This is a genomic window from Burkholderia sp. TSV86 (assembly GCF_001522865.1).
Taxonomy (GTDB): domain Bacteria; phylum Pseudomonadota; class Gammaproteobacteria; order Burkholderiales; family Burkholderiaceae; genus Burkholderia.
Genome location: NZ_LOWB01000038.1, coordinates 1 through 15238 on the forward strand (window position 1 = coordinate 1; position 15238 = coordinate 15238).

Genomic DNA, 15238 nt, shown 5'->3' on the forward strand with positions numbered 1-15238 from the left:
TCAGCGCTTGATTCATCGTTCACATCGCAGCTTCATTGACGCACTCAGCATACCACCCGCCTTATTGCGACAGAACCATCCATTGACCGCGCAACACCACCTTCCAGACTGATCACGTTCGCCGAAACGGCTGATCACCATCACCGAAATCCGCAGTCTGGCAACTGCCCGGCACACCGAGGCCCGCGCTCGGATAGTTCTGGTTGTACGTGGCAGCGCGTGCGGTCGTCACCGTCTGCAGCGCGGCAAACGCATCCTGGTTCGTGTTGTGGTTGCTGCTCGTCAGGATTCCGAACGCATTGGCGAACGCGGCAATCACCGATGACGAAAGCCCGGTCGGATCGTACGCGAGCACGTTCTGCACGAGGTCGGCTAACTCGGAGCCGCGATGCGGCGTGCCGATCGTCGTCACCGATGCGACGAGATCGGGCGCGACGGTTGCGACATAGCGCGACGTGAGGCCGCCCTGGCTGTGGCCGACGAGATTGACCTTGGTCGCCCCCGTCGCCGCAAGCACCGTCTTCACGTAAGCGAGCAACTGTTCGCCGCGCCCGTTCGGGCCGTCGTCGCTCTGGAACCCCGACAGGTTCGCGACGTAGACGGTCGCACCATGCTGCTGCAGATCCTCCTGGATGCCGTACCAGTACTCGAGTACGCCAGCATACTTGTCGGTGCCGGTCAGCCCGTGCACGAGAATGATCGGATAGCGTGTCGTCGCATAGTCGTCGGCTGGCGCGGTTGCCGCCATCGCCGTGTGCGTTGTCGCGAGCGTCATCAGCGCGGTGGTCCCCGCGAACGGCGCGACGCTCATCGCGCATGCTACTGCCCCTGCCATTACCCTGGAATGCATCGATCTGGCCATACATGTTCTCCTGATTATTGTACTGCCGGTGCGAATGACACCGGATCGACACGCACGTCGCATCGCACGGACCGCGTGTGTCGAATGTGGAAGTTGGAACAGCAGTGCGCCGCCGGCCTGGCTGAAGGGTAAATATCCAAGTTCATCCAGAATGGGGAGGCTTCAGAAAACGGAAAATATTGCACGCTAAGGCCGGCCGGGACGCGATGCTACCGTCGTCCGAACGCCTGATTGCTCCCAATCGATCTGGTCGTGCTCGCGCAGCCGACGCAGCATCGCCAACACGTCATGCCACTGCCGAAGCCCAGTTCTTGCGGGAGGTCTTCCCACGGGATACCGGTTTGCAGCACATACAGGATGCCGTTGAGCGCAGCTCGGTCATCGACCGTGCGTCGCCGTCCGCCCTTGGGCGAGGGAGTGAACTCCGGAATCAGAGCATGCCGCAGACGATACGGCGTTCGCAGCTTCACGTCTAGGTTGTGTTAGCGACTCTTAGCGTGCAATATTTTCCGTTTTCTGAAGCCTCCCCTACTTCATCACCGGCGCTAGCGAAAACGAAGATTATTCCGCGCAAGCTGCGAAATTGTAGTGCATCCCATCAGTTTCATATCCCGTTCGATCTCCTCCCGCATCAATTGCAGCGCACGCTCGACGCCGGCCTGGCCGGCCACAGCGAGTGGAAAAAGATAATAACGGCCGAGCCCAACCGCTTTTGCGCCCAACGATAGCGCTTTAAGCACATGAGAACCACGTTGAACGCCTCCGTCCATCATCACATCAATCTTGTCGCCAACTGCATCGACAACCTCAGAAAGCTGATCGAAAGCTGAACGCGAACCATCAAGCTGCCTCCCACCATGGTTTGAAAGCACAATACCAGTGCAACCGACTTCGACCGCTCTTCGGGCGTCTTCGATCGAAATAACACCTTTCAAACAAAACTGTCCATTCCACTCTTGGACCATCCGGGCTACATCATCCCACGACATCGACGAATCCAGCATTTCAGTGAAGTAACGGCTTATCGACATCGCGCCACCGCTGATGTCAACATGACCTTCGAGCTGAGGCAGCCGGAATGGTTCGTGAATGAGATAATTAATCGCCCACTCAGGCTTCATCGCAAACTGAATTAAACCTGCGAGATTCAATTTGAATGGAATCGAGAAGCCGGTACGTTTATCCCGTTCGCGATTGCCGCCAGTAATACTATCGACTGTCAACATCATAACGTTCACGCCAGCCTGCTTGGAGCGAACCATCATCTCGCGATTAAGATTCCGATCCTTATGGAAATAGAATTGATAGACCTGTGGTCCATCACAAATCTGGCGTGCTTCTTCAAGGCTCACTGTTCCCAGTGATGAAACTCCAAACATCGTATCGAATTTTGCAGCTGCAGCCGCGACAGCTTTCTCGCCCTGGTGATGAAATAGTCGTTGCAGTGCCGTGGGTGAACAATAAACTGGCATCCCGAGCTTTTGTCCCATAATCGTCACGGACATGTCCACATCACTCACGCCACGCAAAACTTTTGGTACCAAATCACAGGTATCAAAAGAACTCGTGTTACGCCGATAAGTGACTTCGTCATCGGCTGCTCCATCGATGTAATTAAAAATCGGCCTTGGCAGCCTCCTTTTTGCCAGTTCACGAAAATCGTGAAAATTGTGACAATTTTTCAGTCGCATCCGTCACGCTCCATTCAGCAGATGGTCCGCTTCCCGATTTTAAGGCGGCAGATCTCGTCGAAATCTGCCTCCCAAGCTCAATCCTGATTCGTTCAAAAAACATCCAATGTCTTTCCGAATGGATTTCCTAGTTCGCAATAGAAACCGCGTCAATCTGCAAGTATGCGCCACCTGTCTTCGTGATCTTCAGCGTGTGGGTTCCCGAACTTAGATGTGAATACTCGATCAGGTGTTGCTGTGGCGTGTAAGTTCCACTGTAGACAGCGTTGATCGTCGAAGGGCTTGTGCCATCCAGCATCACGGATGCCTGTCCATCACTCGGCGACATCGGACCATACAGGATGACACCTGTTCCGGTGAAGGTTACCGTCAACGAATCGCCATTGGCCGTGGTGTAGTGCACATCGTTGTTGTAATCGCCTGCACCGCGATTCGATGCGACCCGCCAGTTCCCCGAGTAAGCGATCGACGTCCAACTGTCGTTGTATGTCGTCCAGGTCGGTGCCTGCATAGCCGTGCCGTAGACTGTGTTGCGAAGGCCGTACAACGCGGCCAGCGTACTGTCGCTGGTGCTGCCATCCTCGTACATTTCCAGATTGAACGACAGCGGTACGTTTCTGGCCGACGCGGACTTCACCAGTGAAGCGGCCTGTGTAGACGAGATCGCGGTAGTGCCGATCTTCTGATTTTGCTGGTGAATTCCCCACTGACCGTCGGATTCCATAGTCATCATGCCATGCTGGAGCAGACCAGCTTGAGGGCCTGACACGAAAATTCCGTTGCCACCCACGGGTGCGCTGCCAGTCGTTGCTCTTCCGTCGGACCCCTCGCCGAAATACACGTCCTGGAAATCGGTCACCCGCGGCATGACCCAAGAGTTCCACGAAATCAACCGGGCGGAATTGCCAGACCGAGCGGCATTCTCAAGCGCTTCGAATGGCGCCGGGTAGTAGAACACTGCGCCGTCGTCAAAGAAGAAAGCGTCGAGGTTAGCACCCAGCGTGTTACCGATGTCGGTTACCACGGCCTTCCAGTTGCCGAAGAACGTGGAACGATCACCGGTGCCGGTCGAAGAGTAAGTAGATGGAAAGTTCTGCTTGGACCACCAACCCGAATCCTCGTAGCCGGCATGGTAATAGAGCGCGAACCGTATGCCATTCTGCTTCAGCGCTGCGGCGATCTCTGCAATGAGATTCCGCTGTGATGTGTAGCCGCTGCCCATTAAGTTGCCGAGCGAAGTGTTAGTCATGTCCGGCTTGAAATTCCACCAACTAAACGACCAGATCACATACTGGGCACCCGTGTCCTTCACCATTTGGACGAAGGAAGGCACGTCGAAGTCGGCAGCCTGCTGATTCAGTGATTTCGCCACTCCGACGTTATTGGGAAAACCCCAGGATCCGTATTGGAAGAACAGCCCGTATTTCGCGCTGGCGAGCCATGAGGTATTGCCGCGCGCATTCGCGACTCGGCGGAGATAGGCGGCATAGTCGGCATCGCTGATGAGCTCTAGCGATTTCACTTGGGCATCGCCCGTCAGCGTGCCGCTGCGTTGCAATTTGATCGTGCTGGCCCCCGCCGGTAGTGTCAGCGTACCAACGGATATCCTGTCCCAGTCGCCAGATGCGCTGAAGCCGATCTGTACGGGACTTTTATCGTCGGTGACAGTGAATCTTTGCCCCGCGCTCGCATTGAGTAGCGCGAACACATGATAGGTTGCAGCAGTCGGCGAATTGACTGTCCATGAAAGATAATCAGCGCTTGTCAGGAAATTTTGAACCCAGAAGTTTTTTCTGGGATCCTGCGTATTCACGGACATATCCGACGCCCGCGCGGCCGCCGTTCCCATCAGTACCTGAGTAACATCGGTCGAGGCACCGCTCGTGAGCGCGATAGGATTGGGGCCACTTTGGGATACCTGGGCATGCGCACCAAATGCAGTTGCACAAGCAATAGCAACAAGTAAATTTCGGGTGCAATGATTCATCTGTAACTCCTTCTTAAATTGCTTGGTTTTGGCGTCATTATTGTGGATAAAGCAATGGGATCGTGTTGTATCTCTCGGCCTGCCGCGATTCATACTGCATCTTCCAGTGTAAACAGTGGCGCGCGAGAAACTCAGGCGATAAGTTTGATCAACCAGTCTGAAGTACCAGCGTCCTCGGCGCCTAGTTCCGATAGATTTGTAGTATCAAATTGCCACCATTCGCCTGTTTGATCACGTTGGAAAAATCACTAACAGATGTGATTGGCGTCACCGAACTCCCGACAATCACGCCAGTGATGGCATCATATGCTTGCAATCCGGCCAAGCCGCAAGACTAGTTGACTGTACCGGGCCGACCTTGACGGCGTTCTGCCCTATTCCGAATGCAGACTGCTGTGCTTGTCCGATGATCGATTCGACCGTCGCACCAAGCAAAGTCGTTTTATCCGAAGTTTGTTGAGACGACCCGGAAAATCGAGCGTGGGAAAATCAGAAGTCTTTGCTTTAGTCTTGAGTGCCGCATTTTGTACACCGACTTTAGTGGTCTCAAAGCTAACAAAGCCAATCTTTGTCACGGCTGGGGAATTGGGCGGCACACTGTAATCACCAACCGCTGGATTCGCGAACATCGGACTCCCGGTAAAAGAATGAATATCCCACGCACCAGATTCCAGTGCTCGTGGCGCTCTGAGATCGGCGTCGGTCATGAACAAATTCCGGTCGATAAGTTTACCTGCCGCATAGATGTAGTTGGGATCATGCGTGCTCATCGTAATGTTGTTTGTGAACACATCGCCGCTGTTTGCAAACCAGACCTGTGGATAGAACCATCGATTCAAGATGATGTTGTTCTTTCCCATTCGAGTAAATCTCTCGCGAAATTTCAAACCACCGGAAAGATCGTTGTTCGATTGCACCTGAGTGGTTGCCAACAAAACATTGTTTTGAACTAGATAATTCGTAGTGCCGTCGTCGAAATCAATTGACCAGCCGCGATCACAACGGAAGCGATTGAACTGGATCACGGTCCTGTCCACTGCGTCTAGGTTCCAGATGGATGGATTGCTTATCATTTGCGACGCCACCGAGAGAAGCGCATGTACACCGTATGCCATCGTCCGAATTCCTTCGGCAGATCGCGCCACGGGCAGCCCGTTCGGCCAATCCGCAGAACCGCTTCGATAAACCAGCGATTGTCGGTCGCCGTTCGCCTTGGATCGCCTTCCTTGCTCGGCAACACCGATTCGATTCGTGCCCATACCTCGTCGCTCAGTAACGTTCGAATCATCTTGGCCTGCTCAAGCAAAAGACAAGATGTATACACATTTCATTGAATGTAAACAGACCCTAGGCTGCTGCTTGATCTGCTGGAACACCTTGCAGCAGATCAAGCAGCCTTTATAAAACCGTCTCTTAGGGGAAGATATAGGCTCCATTCATAGTGGCATAGGTACCGGACAACTTGGTCACCGTAAGGGTGTGTTGCCCGCGGGTCAGCAAGGGGGACGTATACACGGCGACATTCGAATGCCGCTTTCCGTCCGCGGGAACGGTGCTGACTATTTGCTGCGCACCGCCGTCGATGCTGATGCCCAGATTGCCCTGGTCGGTATATTGTTCGCCGAAGATCTGGATGGCCGTTCCATTGAATGGGATGGTCATCGTGTCATTGTTGACGGTGGTGAAATGGAGATCCCTGAGATAGTCGTACCCGGGCCGGGAGTCAATGCGTTGCCACGATCCGGAGTAAGCGATTTGCGACGCGTTATCGCCAAGCCGGCCGTTCGGACTGCTTTCGGAAATCGCCCCCTGGATCCCTTGCCGGCCGGCGCTGTTGAGCACGGACGACGGCACATCCGCTCTCGACGCGATCGTCACGTTCGCGCTACTGTGAGTATCGATTGCCGACGCGCAATCGTAGACCCCCGCAGGCGCCGAGAAGTAATTGCCGGTGATCCAGAAATGGCCGGTGGCCTGGCATCCGCCTTGGCTGTTGGCGCCGGCGTTGTAAGCGGCATTGCCTGCCCAGTTGATCCACTCGGATCCCGCGTCGTCGTAGAAGGTGAAATCCGTGCTGTTGCCGTTGTAAGCCACGTTTCCAGTCGCCTGCATGCCATGGGCCAAAGTTGCCACCGGATCGATCGTGGTGCCGTTGGCTTGATACTGGTATTGTGCCTGATGCCCCTCGATATAAATTGCACCACCATCCGCGAGCCCTGCCATGTAGTCATGCAGCAGATTGTTGCTGATGGTATTGCTGCCGTTGATGTTGACGGAATTCTGCGGATGACTGGCGTTGTCGACATGTCCCTGGATGACGCCCGCCGTGATCGCCGTGTAAGGAACGTCATGAATCTCGTTTTGCGTCACGGTGGTTTTCTGGCCGAACAGCAAGGTGATCCCGCAGGCGGAGTGGTAGTCGGTTCCAATGTTATGAATCAGATTGCCGACGATTCTATTGTTGGTCATGATCTCGTTCGAGCCGATCACGTCGTTCGCCACCAGTGCCGGGTTCGGATTACAGTTCTGCTTGATGAGCGCGGGGCTGGTTGCGGCTTGGCCGTTGACGGGGATCGGCGTCGGATCGTAGGTACAGCCCATCATGATCCCGGTCGACGCGATGGAGGCGAACTCATTGTTCTGGATCACGTTGTTCGAGGAGCCGTACTTGAACGCGAGCCCCGCTCCCCCCAGGTTGATGAAGCGATTCCCGCTGATCGTGATGTTGTTCGCTCCGGTAAAGCTGACGTTGGCCAGCGGCTGAGTCAGCGCGCCCCACGGGCAGGAGCCGGCGGGCGAGGAGAAACTGCACAGGCCCTGTCTGCCGTCGGCAGTCGTCATCCGCAAGTTGCTTTGCACATCGGCGAACCCGACCGATGTCGATGGGTCGCTCCAAGTCGCATAGGAAAACTGCAGGCCGGAGAAGGTCACGTCATGCAACGGGTTCGCGAGCGACCCCGCGCCCTGGACAAGCGCTTCCAGCTGCGGAAGCTCGACGTCCAGGCTCGCCACCTTCTGTCCCGGGATGGGCTGGTAGTAGAGCCTATGGGCAGCGGTATCCAGAAACCACTGGCCAGGCTGGATCAGCGACAGCGCATTCTCGATCGACGACGGCATCGTGTTGGCCGCCAGTGGCGGCAAGCCGCCGGTGAGTTGAGGAACGAGATTCGTGGTGTACGAGCGATACGCGACATTGGTCCAGCACGGTTGCGCCATCGTGAGCGTGCCGTTCGAATAGCTGGCGACTCGGCATCGCGATTCGGTCCATGCGCCGTTGCCTTGCGCATAGGTGAACTCGACGTTGGCAACCTGGGCCGCGCTCAGTTTGGCGAACCAGGCTGTGGCGACAGGGTCGACCTTGATGTCGTAGCCGGTCGAGGTACTAGTCCAGCCCCCGGTGAAGCCCAGTTGGTCGGGGGTTTGCTGTGCCACCAGTGCTTGCGCGCCGTCGATGTACAACTGTCGGGCGTTGCTGCCGGCGGGCACCGAGGCAGACCAGGTTCCGCTCGTCCCGGATTGCGACCATCCCGTGACCTGAATAGCGCCGGAGATCACCGGATGCGCGCCGGTCATGGCTGTCCATACGACCGGGTGACCTGCCATTCCCGAATCGGCTGCACCGAATGTCCACGTACCCGGCAGCCGGTAGGTACCGTCGGCGAGCTGAACCTGCACATCGACGGTGCCGGCCGCCCGCAACTGCCTAACCTTTTGCTGCGCGCCGTTCAGATCGCAGGGCGCGCCCTGCGAACAATCCGAACCGGACCCGGACGGGCTCGCGTACAGCACACTAGCGCCCGCGACCGGCACGGCGGCACTGATCGACCTGAAGGCAACAACTGGATCGCCGCTACCTCCATCCGCACCACAACCCGCCAATGTGATGCTGACGCATACGACAATCCCGCCAAGCAATCTGGACATCGCGATCGACGATACCGGCGTATGACGATTCTTACAACTGGTAAGCGAATTCATCGTATACCCCCTATAGACAATCAGTTTTACGTTTATCTATCTTTAATGGATTTCAAATGATCCAACATCTGCGAATATTCAATTTCATATAAATAAGGTATGCGAAATAATACGAGTTAAACAAACCAAAACTATTCGATCAGCTATCTACTATTCAGCTCAACCCGTGCCGGTGAGCCGCTAACCCTGTGCCCCTTCCAGCCAAACCACGCCACGACCACGAAGCACGCCGCGGGCAACAGATACGACGTCGCCGTGCCGCTCCCATCCGCTACGCGGCCCATCACATACGGCATCAGCGCACCGCCGACAATCGCCATCACTTGGAACGACGCGCCGCGCTTTGTGTTGGCGCCGAGATCCTTCACGCCGAGCGCGAAGATCGTTGGAAACATGATCGACATGAAGAAGAACATCGCGATCAGCGCGACGACCGAGAGAATGGGCACGGCCGCGACGACGACCAGCGCCAGCGCGATGTTGGCGAGCGCGTAGATCGTCAGCATCCTGCTCGGCGCGATGCGGCCCATCAGCGCGGTGCTGGCGAAACGCCCCAGCATGAAGCACAGCATACCGATCGACAGCAGGAACGACGCGCGCTGCGACGTGACGCCCGGCCAGTGATCGACCGCGTAGTTGATGAAGAACGCGCCCACGCCCACCTGCGCGGCGACGTAGAAGAACTGCGTGGCGACGCCGTAGAGGAAGTGACGCTGCCGCAGCAGCGGCCGGGCGGCATCGCTCGCGGCCGCGGGCGCGGCGTCGCGGATCTCCGGCATCGGCGTGCGGACGAATAGCGCCATGATCAGCAGCACCACGCCCGCGATGATCACGTAGATCATCTTCACCGAGCCCAGCTCGTCGCTGTCGGAGACGCCGGAGGAAAAGAAGAACATCCCGCCAATGATCGGCCCCAGAAAGCCGCCGAGCCCGTTGAACGACTGGGACAGATTGAGGCGGCGTTCGGCGCTCTCGGGTTTGCCCAGCAACGTGACGTAGGGATTGGCGGCAGTTTCGAGGCAGCCGAGGCCGCTTGCGATCACGAACAGCGCGAACAGGAAGACCGGGAAGCTCGCCGCGCCCGATGCGGGGATGAACAGCAGCGCGCCGATCGCGTACAGCGCGAGCCCAAACAGGATGCCCTTCTTGTAGCCAAAGCGCTCCATCAGCAGCGCGGCCGGCATCGCCATCAGGAAGTACGCGCCGAAGTAGGCGGCCTGCAGCAGCCCCGACTGCGCCTTGCTCACGTGCAGAGTTTCCTGAAAATGCTTGTTCAGCACGTCGAGCAGCCCATAGGACAGCCCCCACATGAAGAACAGGGTGGTGACGAGGATCAGCGCGGTACGCAGGTTGGCGCTGCGCTGCGTGGCACCGAGCGGCGCCGGGGGGGTGTCGGAATACGGCTGCATGGTGCGGCTTCCTTCGGATGGGGAATCGGGCGGCGCCGTCACGGCTGCCGCGCGAGATCGAAAATCCTGTGCATCGGCGTCCACTTCTCGCCGGCGGGAGTCCAGGGCGTGGGCGTCTGGAATGTGTCCATCAGCGCTTCCCATTCGCGCACCGCCGGGGTGTCGCGCGTCGCGGCGGCGAAGCGGTCCGCGTCGAACGACGCGTCGTCGGTTTCCATCCACATCGCGAGGCGCGTCCCGAGCCGGTAGATCTCCATGACGCGCACGCCGTGAACGCGCAGGTGCGCGGCGATCTCCGGCCAGATCCGGACGTGATGGGCTTCGTAACGGGCGATCGACTCGGGATCGTCCTTCAGGTCCAGCGCGAGGCAATGCCGCATGGTGTGCTTCCTCGTGACGCGTGGGGGATCGCTCAGGTCAGCGCGCGATCGAGATGGGTGTAGCCGCCGTCCACGAATAGCCACTGGCCGGTGGTGTGCGACGCCTGGTCGGACAGCAGGAACACGGCGGTGGCGGCGATCTCGTCGGCCGTCGTCATGCGCTTGCCGAGCGGAATCTTACGCGTGATCGCCGCGAGCTTCGCCTGCGGATCGTCGAAGCTCTCGATCCAGTGCGCGTAGAGCGGCGTCATCACCTCGGCGGGGATCACGGCGTTGACGCGCACGCCGTCGTCCGCGAACGAGGCCGCCCATTCGCGCGTGAGCGACAGCTGCGCGCCCTTCGACGCGCAATAGCCGCTCGTGCCGCCTTGGCCCGTGATCGCGGTCTTCGACGAGATGTTGACGATCGCGCCCCGGCTCGCCTTGAGGTGCGGCGCGCAGTAGTGCGCCATCACGTAATAGTGGATCAGGTTCTGCTCGAGCGACTGGACGAACGCCGACCTCCCCGCGTCGAGACCGACGCTGTCGTTGATGCCAGCGTTGTTGACGAGGCCGTCGAGCCGGCCGAACGCCTCGATTGTCTGCGCGACCGCGTCCCGGCATCGCGCGTCGTCGACCAGGTTCAGCTGGACGAACCGCGCGCGCGGCTGCAGCTCGCGCAGTTGCGATGCGAACGCGTCGTGCAGCGGGCTCTTGCCGAGCACAACCGGAATCGCGCCTTCATGGGCGAGCCGCAGCGTGATCGCGCCGCCGATGCCGGCACCGCCGCCTGTGACGAGCACGACCTTGTCCTTCAGATTCAGATCCACGTTGTCTTCTCCATTCGCCTGCGGGTGCCGCGCTCGTCGGCGCGGTTGTTGGGTCGTGCCGGGCGGTGCTCAGGCGAGCGCGGCCTCGGGGGTGGCCATGCCGCGGAACTGGTAGCGCCGCAGCGACTCGGGTTTCATCGTGATCGAGAAGCCCGGCGCGCTCGGCGGCACGTAGGCCGCGTGGCGGATCACGCACGGATCGACGAAGTGTTCGTGCAGATGGTCGACATATTCGATCACGCGTCCCTCGCGGGTGCCCGAAATGCAGACGTAATCGATCATCGACAGGTGTTGTACGTATTCGCACAGGCCGACGCCGCCCGCGTGCGGGCACACCGGCAGCCCGTACTTGGCCGCCATCAGCAGCACCGCGAGGATTTCGTTGACGCCGCCGATCCGGCACGCGTCGATCTGCACCACGTCGATCGCGCCGCGCATGATGAATTGCTTGAACAGCACGCGGTTCTGGCACATCTCGCCCGTCGCGACCTGCACGGGCGCCACGGCCGCGCGGATCTTGCGGTGCCCCTCGACGTCGTCGGGGTTGGTCGGCTCCTCGATGAACCACGGTCGGGCGAACGCCAGCTCGCGCACCCAGTCGATCGCCTCGCCGATCTCCCAAACCTGGTTCGCATCGATCATCAGCTTGCGGTGCGGGCCGATTACCTCGCGGGCGATCTTCACGCGCCGGATATCGTCTTCGAGATTGGCTCCGACCTTCAGCTTGATGTGCGCGAAGCCCGCGTCCACGGCTTCCCGGCAGAGCCGGCGCAGCTTGTCGTCGCTGTAGCCAAGCCAGCCGGCCGAGGTCGTGTAACAGGGGTAGCCTTCGCGCTCTAGCGCAACGATCCGTTCGGCCTTGCCCGGCGCCTGGCGGCGCAGCAGCGCGAGCGCGTCCTGCTCGGTGATGCAGTCGCTCAGGTAGCGAAAGTCGATTGCCCGCACCAGTTCCTCCGGGCTCAGGTCGGCCACGAAGCGCCACAGCGGCTTGCCCGCCTCCTTCGCCAGCAGGTCCCACACCGCGTTAACCACCGCGCCGGTGGCGAGATGGATCGCGCCCTTGTCCGGCCCGATCCATCGCAGTTGACTGTCCGACGTGACGTGCCGCCAGAAGCCGCCAAGATCCTGGCGGATCGTATCGAGGTCGAGGCCTACCACCAGGTGTCGCAGCGCCTCGATCGCCGCGCAGCAGATTTCGTTGCCACGGCCGATCGTGAAGGTCAGCCCGTGACCTTCCAGGCCGGGCTGGTCGGTACCCAGGATCACGTAGGCGGCCGAATAGTCGGGATCGGGATTCATCGCGTCGGAGCCGTCCAGTTGCCGGGAGGTTGGGAAGCGGATGTCCAATACGCGCATCGAACGAATCAGAGTCATGGTCATTATGGGGAAAGAGAGGGATTTATGCCGCGACGGTGCGCTGGCGCTGCTCGCCAAGTCCGTCAATGCCGAGCGTGATCGTCTGCCCGCCGGCGAGATAGACGGGCGGCTTCTGGCCGAGGCCGACCCCCGGCGGCGTACCGGTCGAAATCACGTCGCCGGGCTGCAGGCTCATGAAGCGGCTCAGGTAGCTGATCAGGAACGGCACGCGGAAGATCATTGTCGCGGTCGAACCGTGTTGGTAGCGATGGCCGTCGACATCGAGCCACATCGCCAGCTGGTGCGGATCAGGCACCTCGTCGGCGGTCACGAGCCACGGCCCGATCGGGCCGAATGTATCGCAGCCTTTGCCCTTGTCCCAAGTGCCCGCGCGTTCGAGCTGGTATTCCCGCTCGGAGAGGTCATTCACCACACAATAGCCCGCGACGTGCGACAGCGCCTCCGCTTCATCAATGTAGCGGCCGCCTCGGCCAATCACGACGCCAAGTTCGACTTCCCAGTCAGTCTTCGACGATCCGCGCGGAATCTCGACGTCGTCGTTCGGGCCACTGATCGAACTGGTCCATTTGCCGAACACCACGGGCTCCGGAGGGATCTCCATGCCGGATTCGGCCGCGTGGTCCGAGTAGTTGAGTCCGATGCAGATGAATTTGCCAACCTGTCCGACGCAGGCGCCCAGGCGAGGTTGTTCGTCGACGAGCGGCAGGCTGGCCGGGTCGAGGCTGCGCAGGCGCGCGAGAGAAGCGGGTTCGAGCGCGGCACCCGCGAGATCGTCGAGGTATCCCGACAAGTCGCGAATGCGGCCTTGCGCGTCGAGCAGACCGGGTTTTTCGCGATGCTTGACGCCGTATCTGAGTAGTTTCATGAATGCGTTCGGTAAGAAAAAGAGTGCGCTGGCGACGCGGCCGTCAGTTCGACCATCCGCCGTCGATTACGTGGATCGCCCCAGTAGTAAAGGCCGATTCGTCGGACGCTAGATAGACCGCCAGCGCAGCGATCTCGTCGGCCGTGCCGATGCGTCCCATTGGCTGACGCGCAGTGAAGGCCGCCCGTACCGCATCTACCGTCGTCTGCTGATTGCGCGCTTGCTCGGATATGCGTGCCTCGAGCGACGGCGACTCAACTGTGCCGGGACAGATCGCGTTGCAGCGGATATGCTGGCCGACGAAATCTGCTGCGATCGCCTTGGTCATGCCGATCACGGCTGCCTTGGTAGTGCCATAAACGAAGCGGTTTGGCACACCCTTGACACTCGATGCCGCCGACGACATGTTGATGATTGAGCCACCACCCGCTTCGCTCATCGCCGGTAGCAGCGCACGGATCAGCCGATACATCGACGTGACGTTTAACTCCCATGAAAGTGCCCACACGCGCTCGTCGCAGTCGAGCAGCGAACCGTGGTGCACGAAGCCCGCACAGTTAAATAGGACATCGAAACCAATCTCCTCTCGTGTGAGCACAGCAATCTCGTTGGCATCAGTAACATCCAGGTGACGTACGCGGAGACCGTTCGCTCGATCAGCGTCAGCCATCAAAGCGTCAAGCGCATCAGCGTTGACATCAGTCGCCAGCACCTTAGCTCCTTCGCGTGCGAAGGCAAGTGCAGTGGCTCGGCCGATGCCTTGGCCGGCCGCTGTGACCAGTGCCCGCTTGCCCTGTAATCTCATCAGCTAATCTCCAGAGATATAAATAGGGTCCAATCAATTAATTACTATTCGATTGAAGAAATGCAATAGGCTCATTGGCCTATTGGTCCGGCCAATTTTAATAAGGTTCTGTTGATCTAGTAACAGATTTTTGAAGAGGGATTTCCCCTAGGTGGGACACTTCCTTGCTCGCCGTTGAATCCGCGGGTGTTGGTCAGGGTGTTCCCTGAGAGTGAACCAGGGCGACAGAACCCTCGCGCAAGATACTTACACCGTATATACTCGGTTAGTATCTACTGCATGAACGAGGTGGCCCATGTCGAAAGCTGTTTTCACGATGAAGCTCGAACCCGAGTTGCGCGACGCCTTCATGGCCGAAGCCGAAGCAACGCACCGGCCAGCGTCCCAAGTGGTCCGTGAGCTGATGCGCGATTTCGTCCAGCGTCAACGCGAAACGCGGGAATACGATGAATTCCTGCGCCGCAAGGTCGAAGCTGCGCGCATTTCGATGCGAGCCGGCCGTGGCCGCTCCAATGAGGAAGTCGAAGCCGATGCCGCCACGCGTCGAGCGACATTGCTACGAAAGGCCGACGAGGCCGGCACGTGAGGATCATTTGGACGCCCGAAGCGGAACAAGATCGAGACGACGTGCGCGACTACATCGCGGCCGCCAGGTTCTGTCGCATTAGTGGAGGGCCAGTAGAATGGTCGACTTCGAAGAACTGAGCCCTCACCGATGCGCCTTGCAACGAAGATACCGCGAAAGAACCTGCCCGTAGGAATCGCCAGGGTGCTCAAGCGCCTGCACTATCCGCTGGACGTGATCCTGCTGTGCGTGCGCTGGTACGTGGCCTATTCGCTGAGTCTGCGCAACCTCGAAGAAATGATGGCAGAGCGCGGCCTGGAGGTCGATCACTCCACCGTGCACCGCTGGGTCATCAAGCTGCTGTCGCTGTTCGAGAAGGCATTTTGCCGCCACAAGCGCCCGGTCGGCAAAAGCTGGCGCATGGATGAAACCTGGTTCTGTCGCAATAAGGCGGGTGGTATGCTGAGTGCGTCAATGAAGCTGCGATGTGAACGATGAATCAAGCGCTGA

Annotated in this window: 11 protein-coding genes and 4 pseudogenes; 2 read left to right on the forward strand and 13 right to left on the reverse strand. The window is 59.1% G+C overall.

Annotation, left to right across the window (positions count from 1 at the left end; all coding sequences use genetic code 11):
* Positions 1-154: 154 nt before the first annotated feature.
* The 13 genes and pseudogenes from WS68_RS06510 to WS68_RS06560 form a co-directional block, all read right to left on the reverse strand.
* Positions 155-862, reverse strand: a pseudogene (locus tag WS68_RS06510) (esterase/lipase family protein); the annotation flags it as partial.
* 275 nt (positions 863-1137) lie between these two features.
* Positions 1138-1332: pseudogene (locus WS68_RS25760) on the reverse strand (transposase); the annotation flags it as partial.
* A gap of 75 nt (positions 1333-1407) precedes the next feature.
* On the reverse strand, positions 1408-2553 hold the full coding sequence (locus WS68_RS06515; protein WP_059570024.1) for an alpha-hydroxy acid oxidase: 1146 nt from the start codon (positions 2551-2553) through the stop codon (positions 1408-1410).
* Positions 2554-2680: 127 nt separating this feature from the next.
* On the reverse strand, positions 2681-4540 hold the full coding sequence (locus WS68_RS06520) for an alpha-L-fucosidase (protein ID WP_197419542.1): 1860 nt from the start codon (positions 4538-4540) through the stop codon (positions 2681-2683).
* A 374-nt stretch (positions 4541-4914) separates the two neighbouring features.
* Positions 4915-5655: a hypothetical protein gene (locus WS68_RS27315; protein ID WP_197419543.1), complete on the reverse strand. Its 741-nt coding sequence runs from the start codon at positions 5653-5655 to the stop codon at positions 4915-4917.
* Positions 5613-5828, reverse strand: a pseudogene (locus WS68_RS06525) (transposase); the annotation flags it as partial. The pseudogene WS68_RS06525 and the gene WS68_RS27315, both read right to left, overlap by 43 nt.
* A 125-nt stretch (positions 5829-5953) precedes the next feature.
* Positions 5954-8518, reverse strand: coding sequence for a right-handed parallel beta-helix repeat-containing protein (locus WS68_RS06530; protein WP_156429373.1), 2565 nt, complete (start codon positions 8516-8518; stop codon positions 5954-5956).
* A 143-nt stretch (positions 8519-8661) separates the two neighbouring features.
* Complete coding sequence (gene fucP / locus WS68_RS06535) at positions 8662-9927, reverse strand: L-fucose:H+ symporter permease (RefSeq protein WP_059570027.1); 1266 nt, start codon at positions 9925-9927, stop codon at positions 8662-8664.
* Positions 9928-9965: 38 nt separating this feature from the next.
* The gene (locus tag WS68_RS06540) at positions 9966-10307 is read right to left on the reverse strand and encodes an L-rhamnose mutarotase (protein WP_059570028.1); all 342 of its coding nucleotides are present in this window, start codon (positions 10305-10307) and stop codon (positions 9966-9968) included.
* Between the two features lie 32 nt (positions 10308-10339).
* Complete coding sequence (locus WS68_RS06545; RefSeq protein ID WP_059570029.1) at positions 10340-11116, reverse strand: SDR family oxidoreductase; 777 nt, start codon at positions 11114-11116, stop codon at positions 10340-10342.
* Positions 11117-11185: 69 nt separating this feature from the next.
* Entirely contained in the window at positions 11186-12490 is a 1305-nt protein-coding gene (locus tag WS68_RS06550; RefSeq protein WP_059570030.1) for an L-fuconate dehydratase, read from the reverse strand.
* A gap of 25 nt (positions 12491-12515) precedes the next feature.
* Positions 12516-13358 (reverse strand): ureidoglycolate lyase, encoded by an 843-nt coding sequence (locus tag WS68_RS06555; RefSeq protein WP_059570031.1) that lies wholly within the window; start codon positions 13356-13358, stop codon positions 12516-12518.
* A gap of 43 nt (positions 13359-13401) precedes the next feature.
* A complete protein-coding gene (locus WS68_RS06560; protein ID WP_059570032.1) occupies positions 13402-14163 on the reverse strand; it encodes an SDR family oxidoreductase in 762 nt (253 codons plus the stop codon).
* Positions 14164-14458: 295 nt separating this feature from the next.
* On the opposite strand from WS68_RS06560, the gene WS68_RS06565 reads away from it, so the two are divergent.
* Both WS68_RS06565 and WS68_RS06570 read left to right on the forward strand, forming a co-directional pair.
* Positions 14459-14749, forward strand: a complete 291-nt coding sequence (locus WS68_RS06565; protein ID WP_059570033.1) for a hypothetical protein — start codon at positions 14459-14461, stop codon at positions 14747-14749.
* A gap of 129 nt (positions 14750-14878) precedes the next feature.
* Positions 14879-15163: pseudogene (locus WS68_RS06570) on the forward strand (IS6 family transposase); the annotation flags it as partial.
* Positions 15164-15238: the final 75 nt, after the last annotated feature.

Coding starts and splice junctions, on each gene's coding strand:
- WS68_RS27315 (WP_197419543.1), bottom strand. CDS start 5,655: ATGGCATACGGTGTACATGCGCTTCTCTCGGTGGCGTCGCAAATGATA.
- WS68_RS06515 (WP_059570024.1), bottom strand. CDS start 2,553: ATGCGACTGAAAAATTGTCACAATTTTCACGATTTTCGTGAACTGGCA.
- WS68_RS06555 (WP_059570031.1), bottom strand. CDS start 13,358: ATGAAACTACTCAGATACGGCGTCAAGCATCGCGAAAAACCCGGTCTG.
- WS68_RS06550 (WP_059570030.1), bottom strand. CDS start 12,490: ATGACTCTGATTCGTTCGATGCGCGTATTGGACATCCGCTTCCCAACC.
- WS68_RS06520 (WP_197419542.1), bottom strand. CDS start 4,540: ATGAATCATTGCACCCGAAATTTACTTGTTGCTATTGCTTGTGCAACT.
- WS68_RS06540 (WP_059570028.1), bottom strand. CDS start 10,307: ATGCGGCATTGCCTCGCGCTGGACCTGAAGGACGATCCCGAGTCGATC.
- WS68_RS06530 (WP_156429373.1), bottom strand. CDS start 8,518: ATGAATTCGCTTACCAGTTGTAAGAATCGTCATACGCCGGTATCGTCG.
- WS68_RS06565 (WP_059570033.1), top strand. CDS start 14,459: ATGTCGAAAGCTGTTTTCACGATGAAGCTCGAACCCGAGTTGCGCGAC.
- fucP (WP_059570027.1), bottom strand. CDS start 9,927: ATGCAGCCGTATTCCGACACCCCCCCGGCGCCGCTCGGTGCCACGCAG.
- WS68_RS06560 (WP_059570032.1), bottom strand. CDS start 14,163: ATGAGATTACAGGGCAAGCGGGCACTGGTCACAGCGGCCGGCCAAGGC.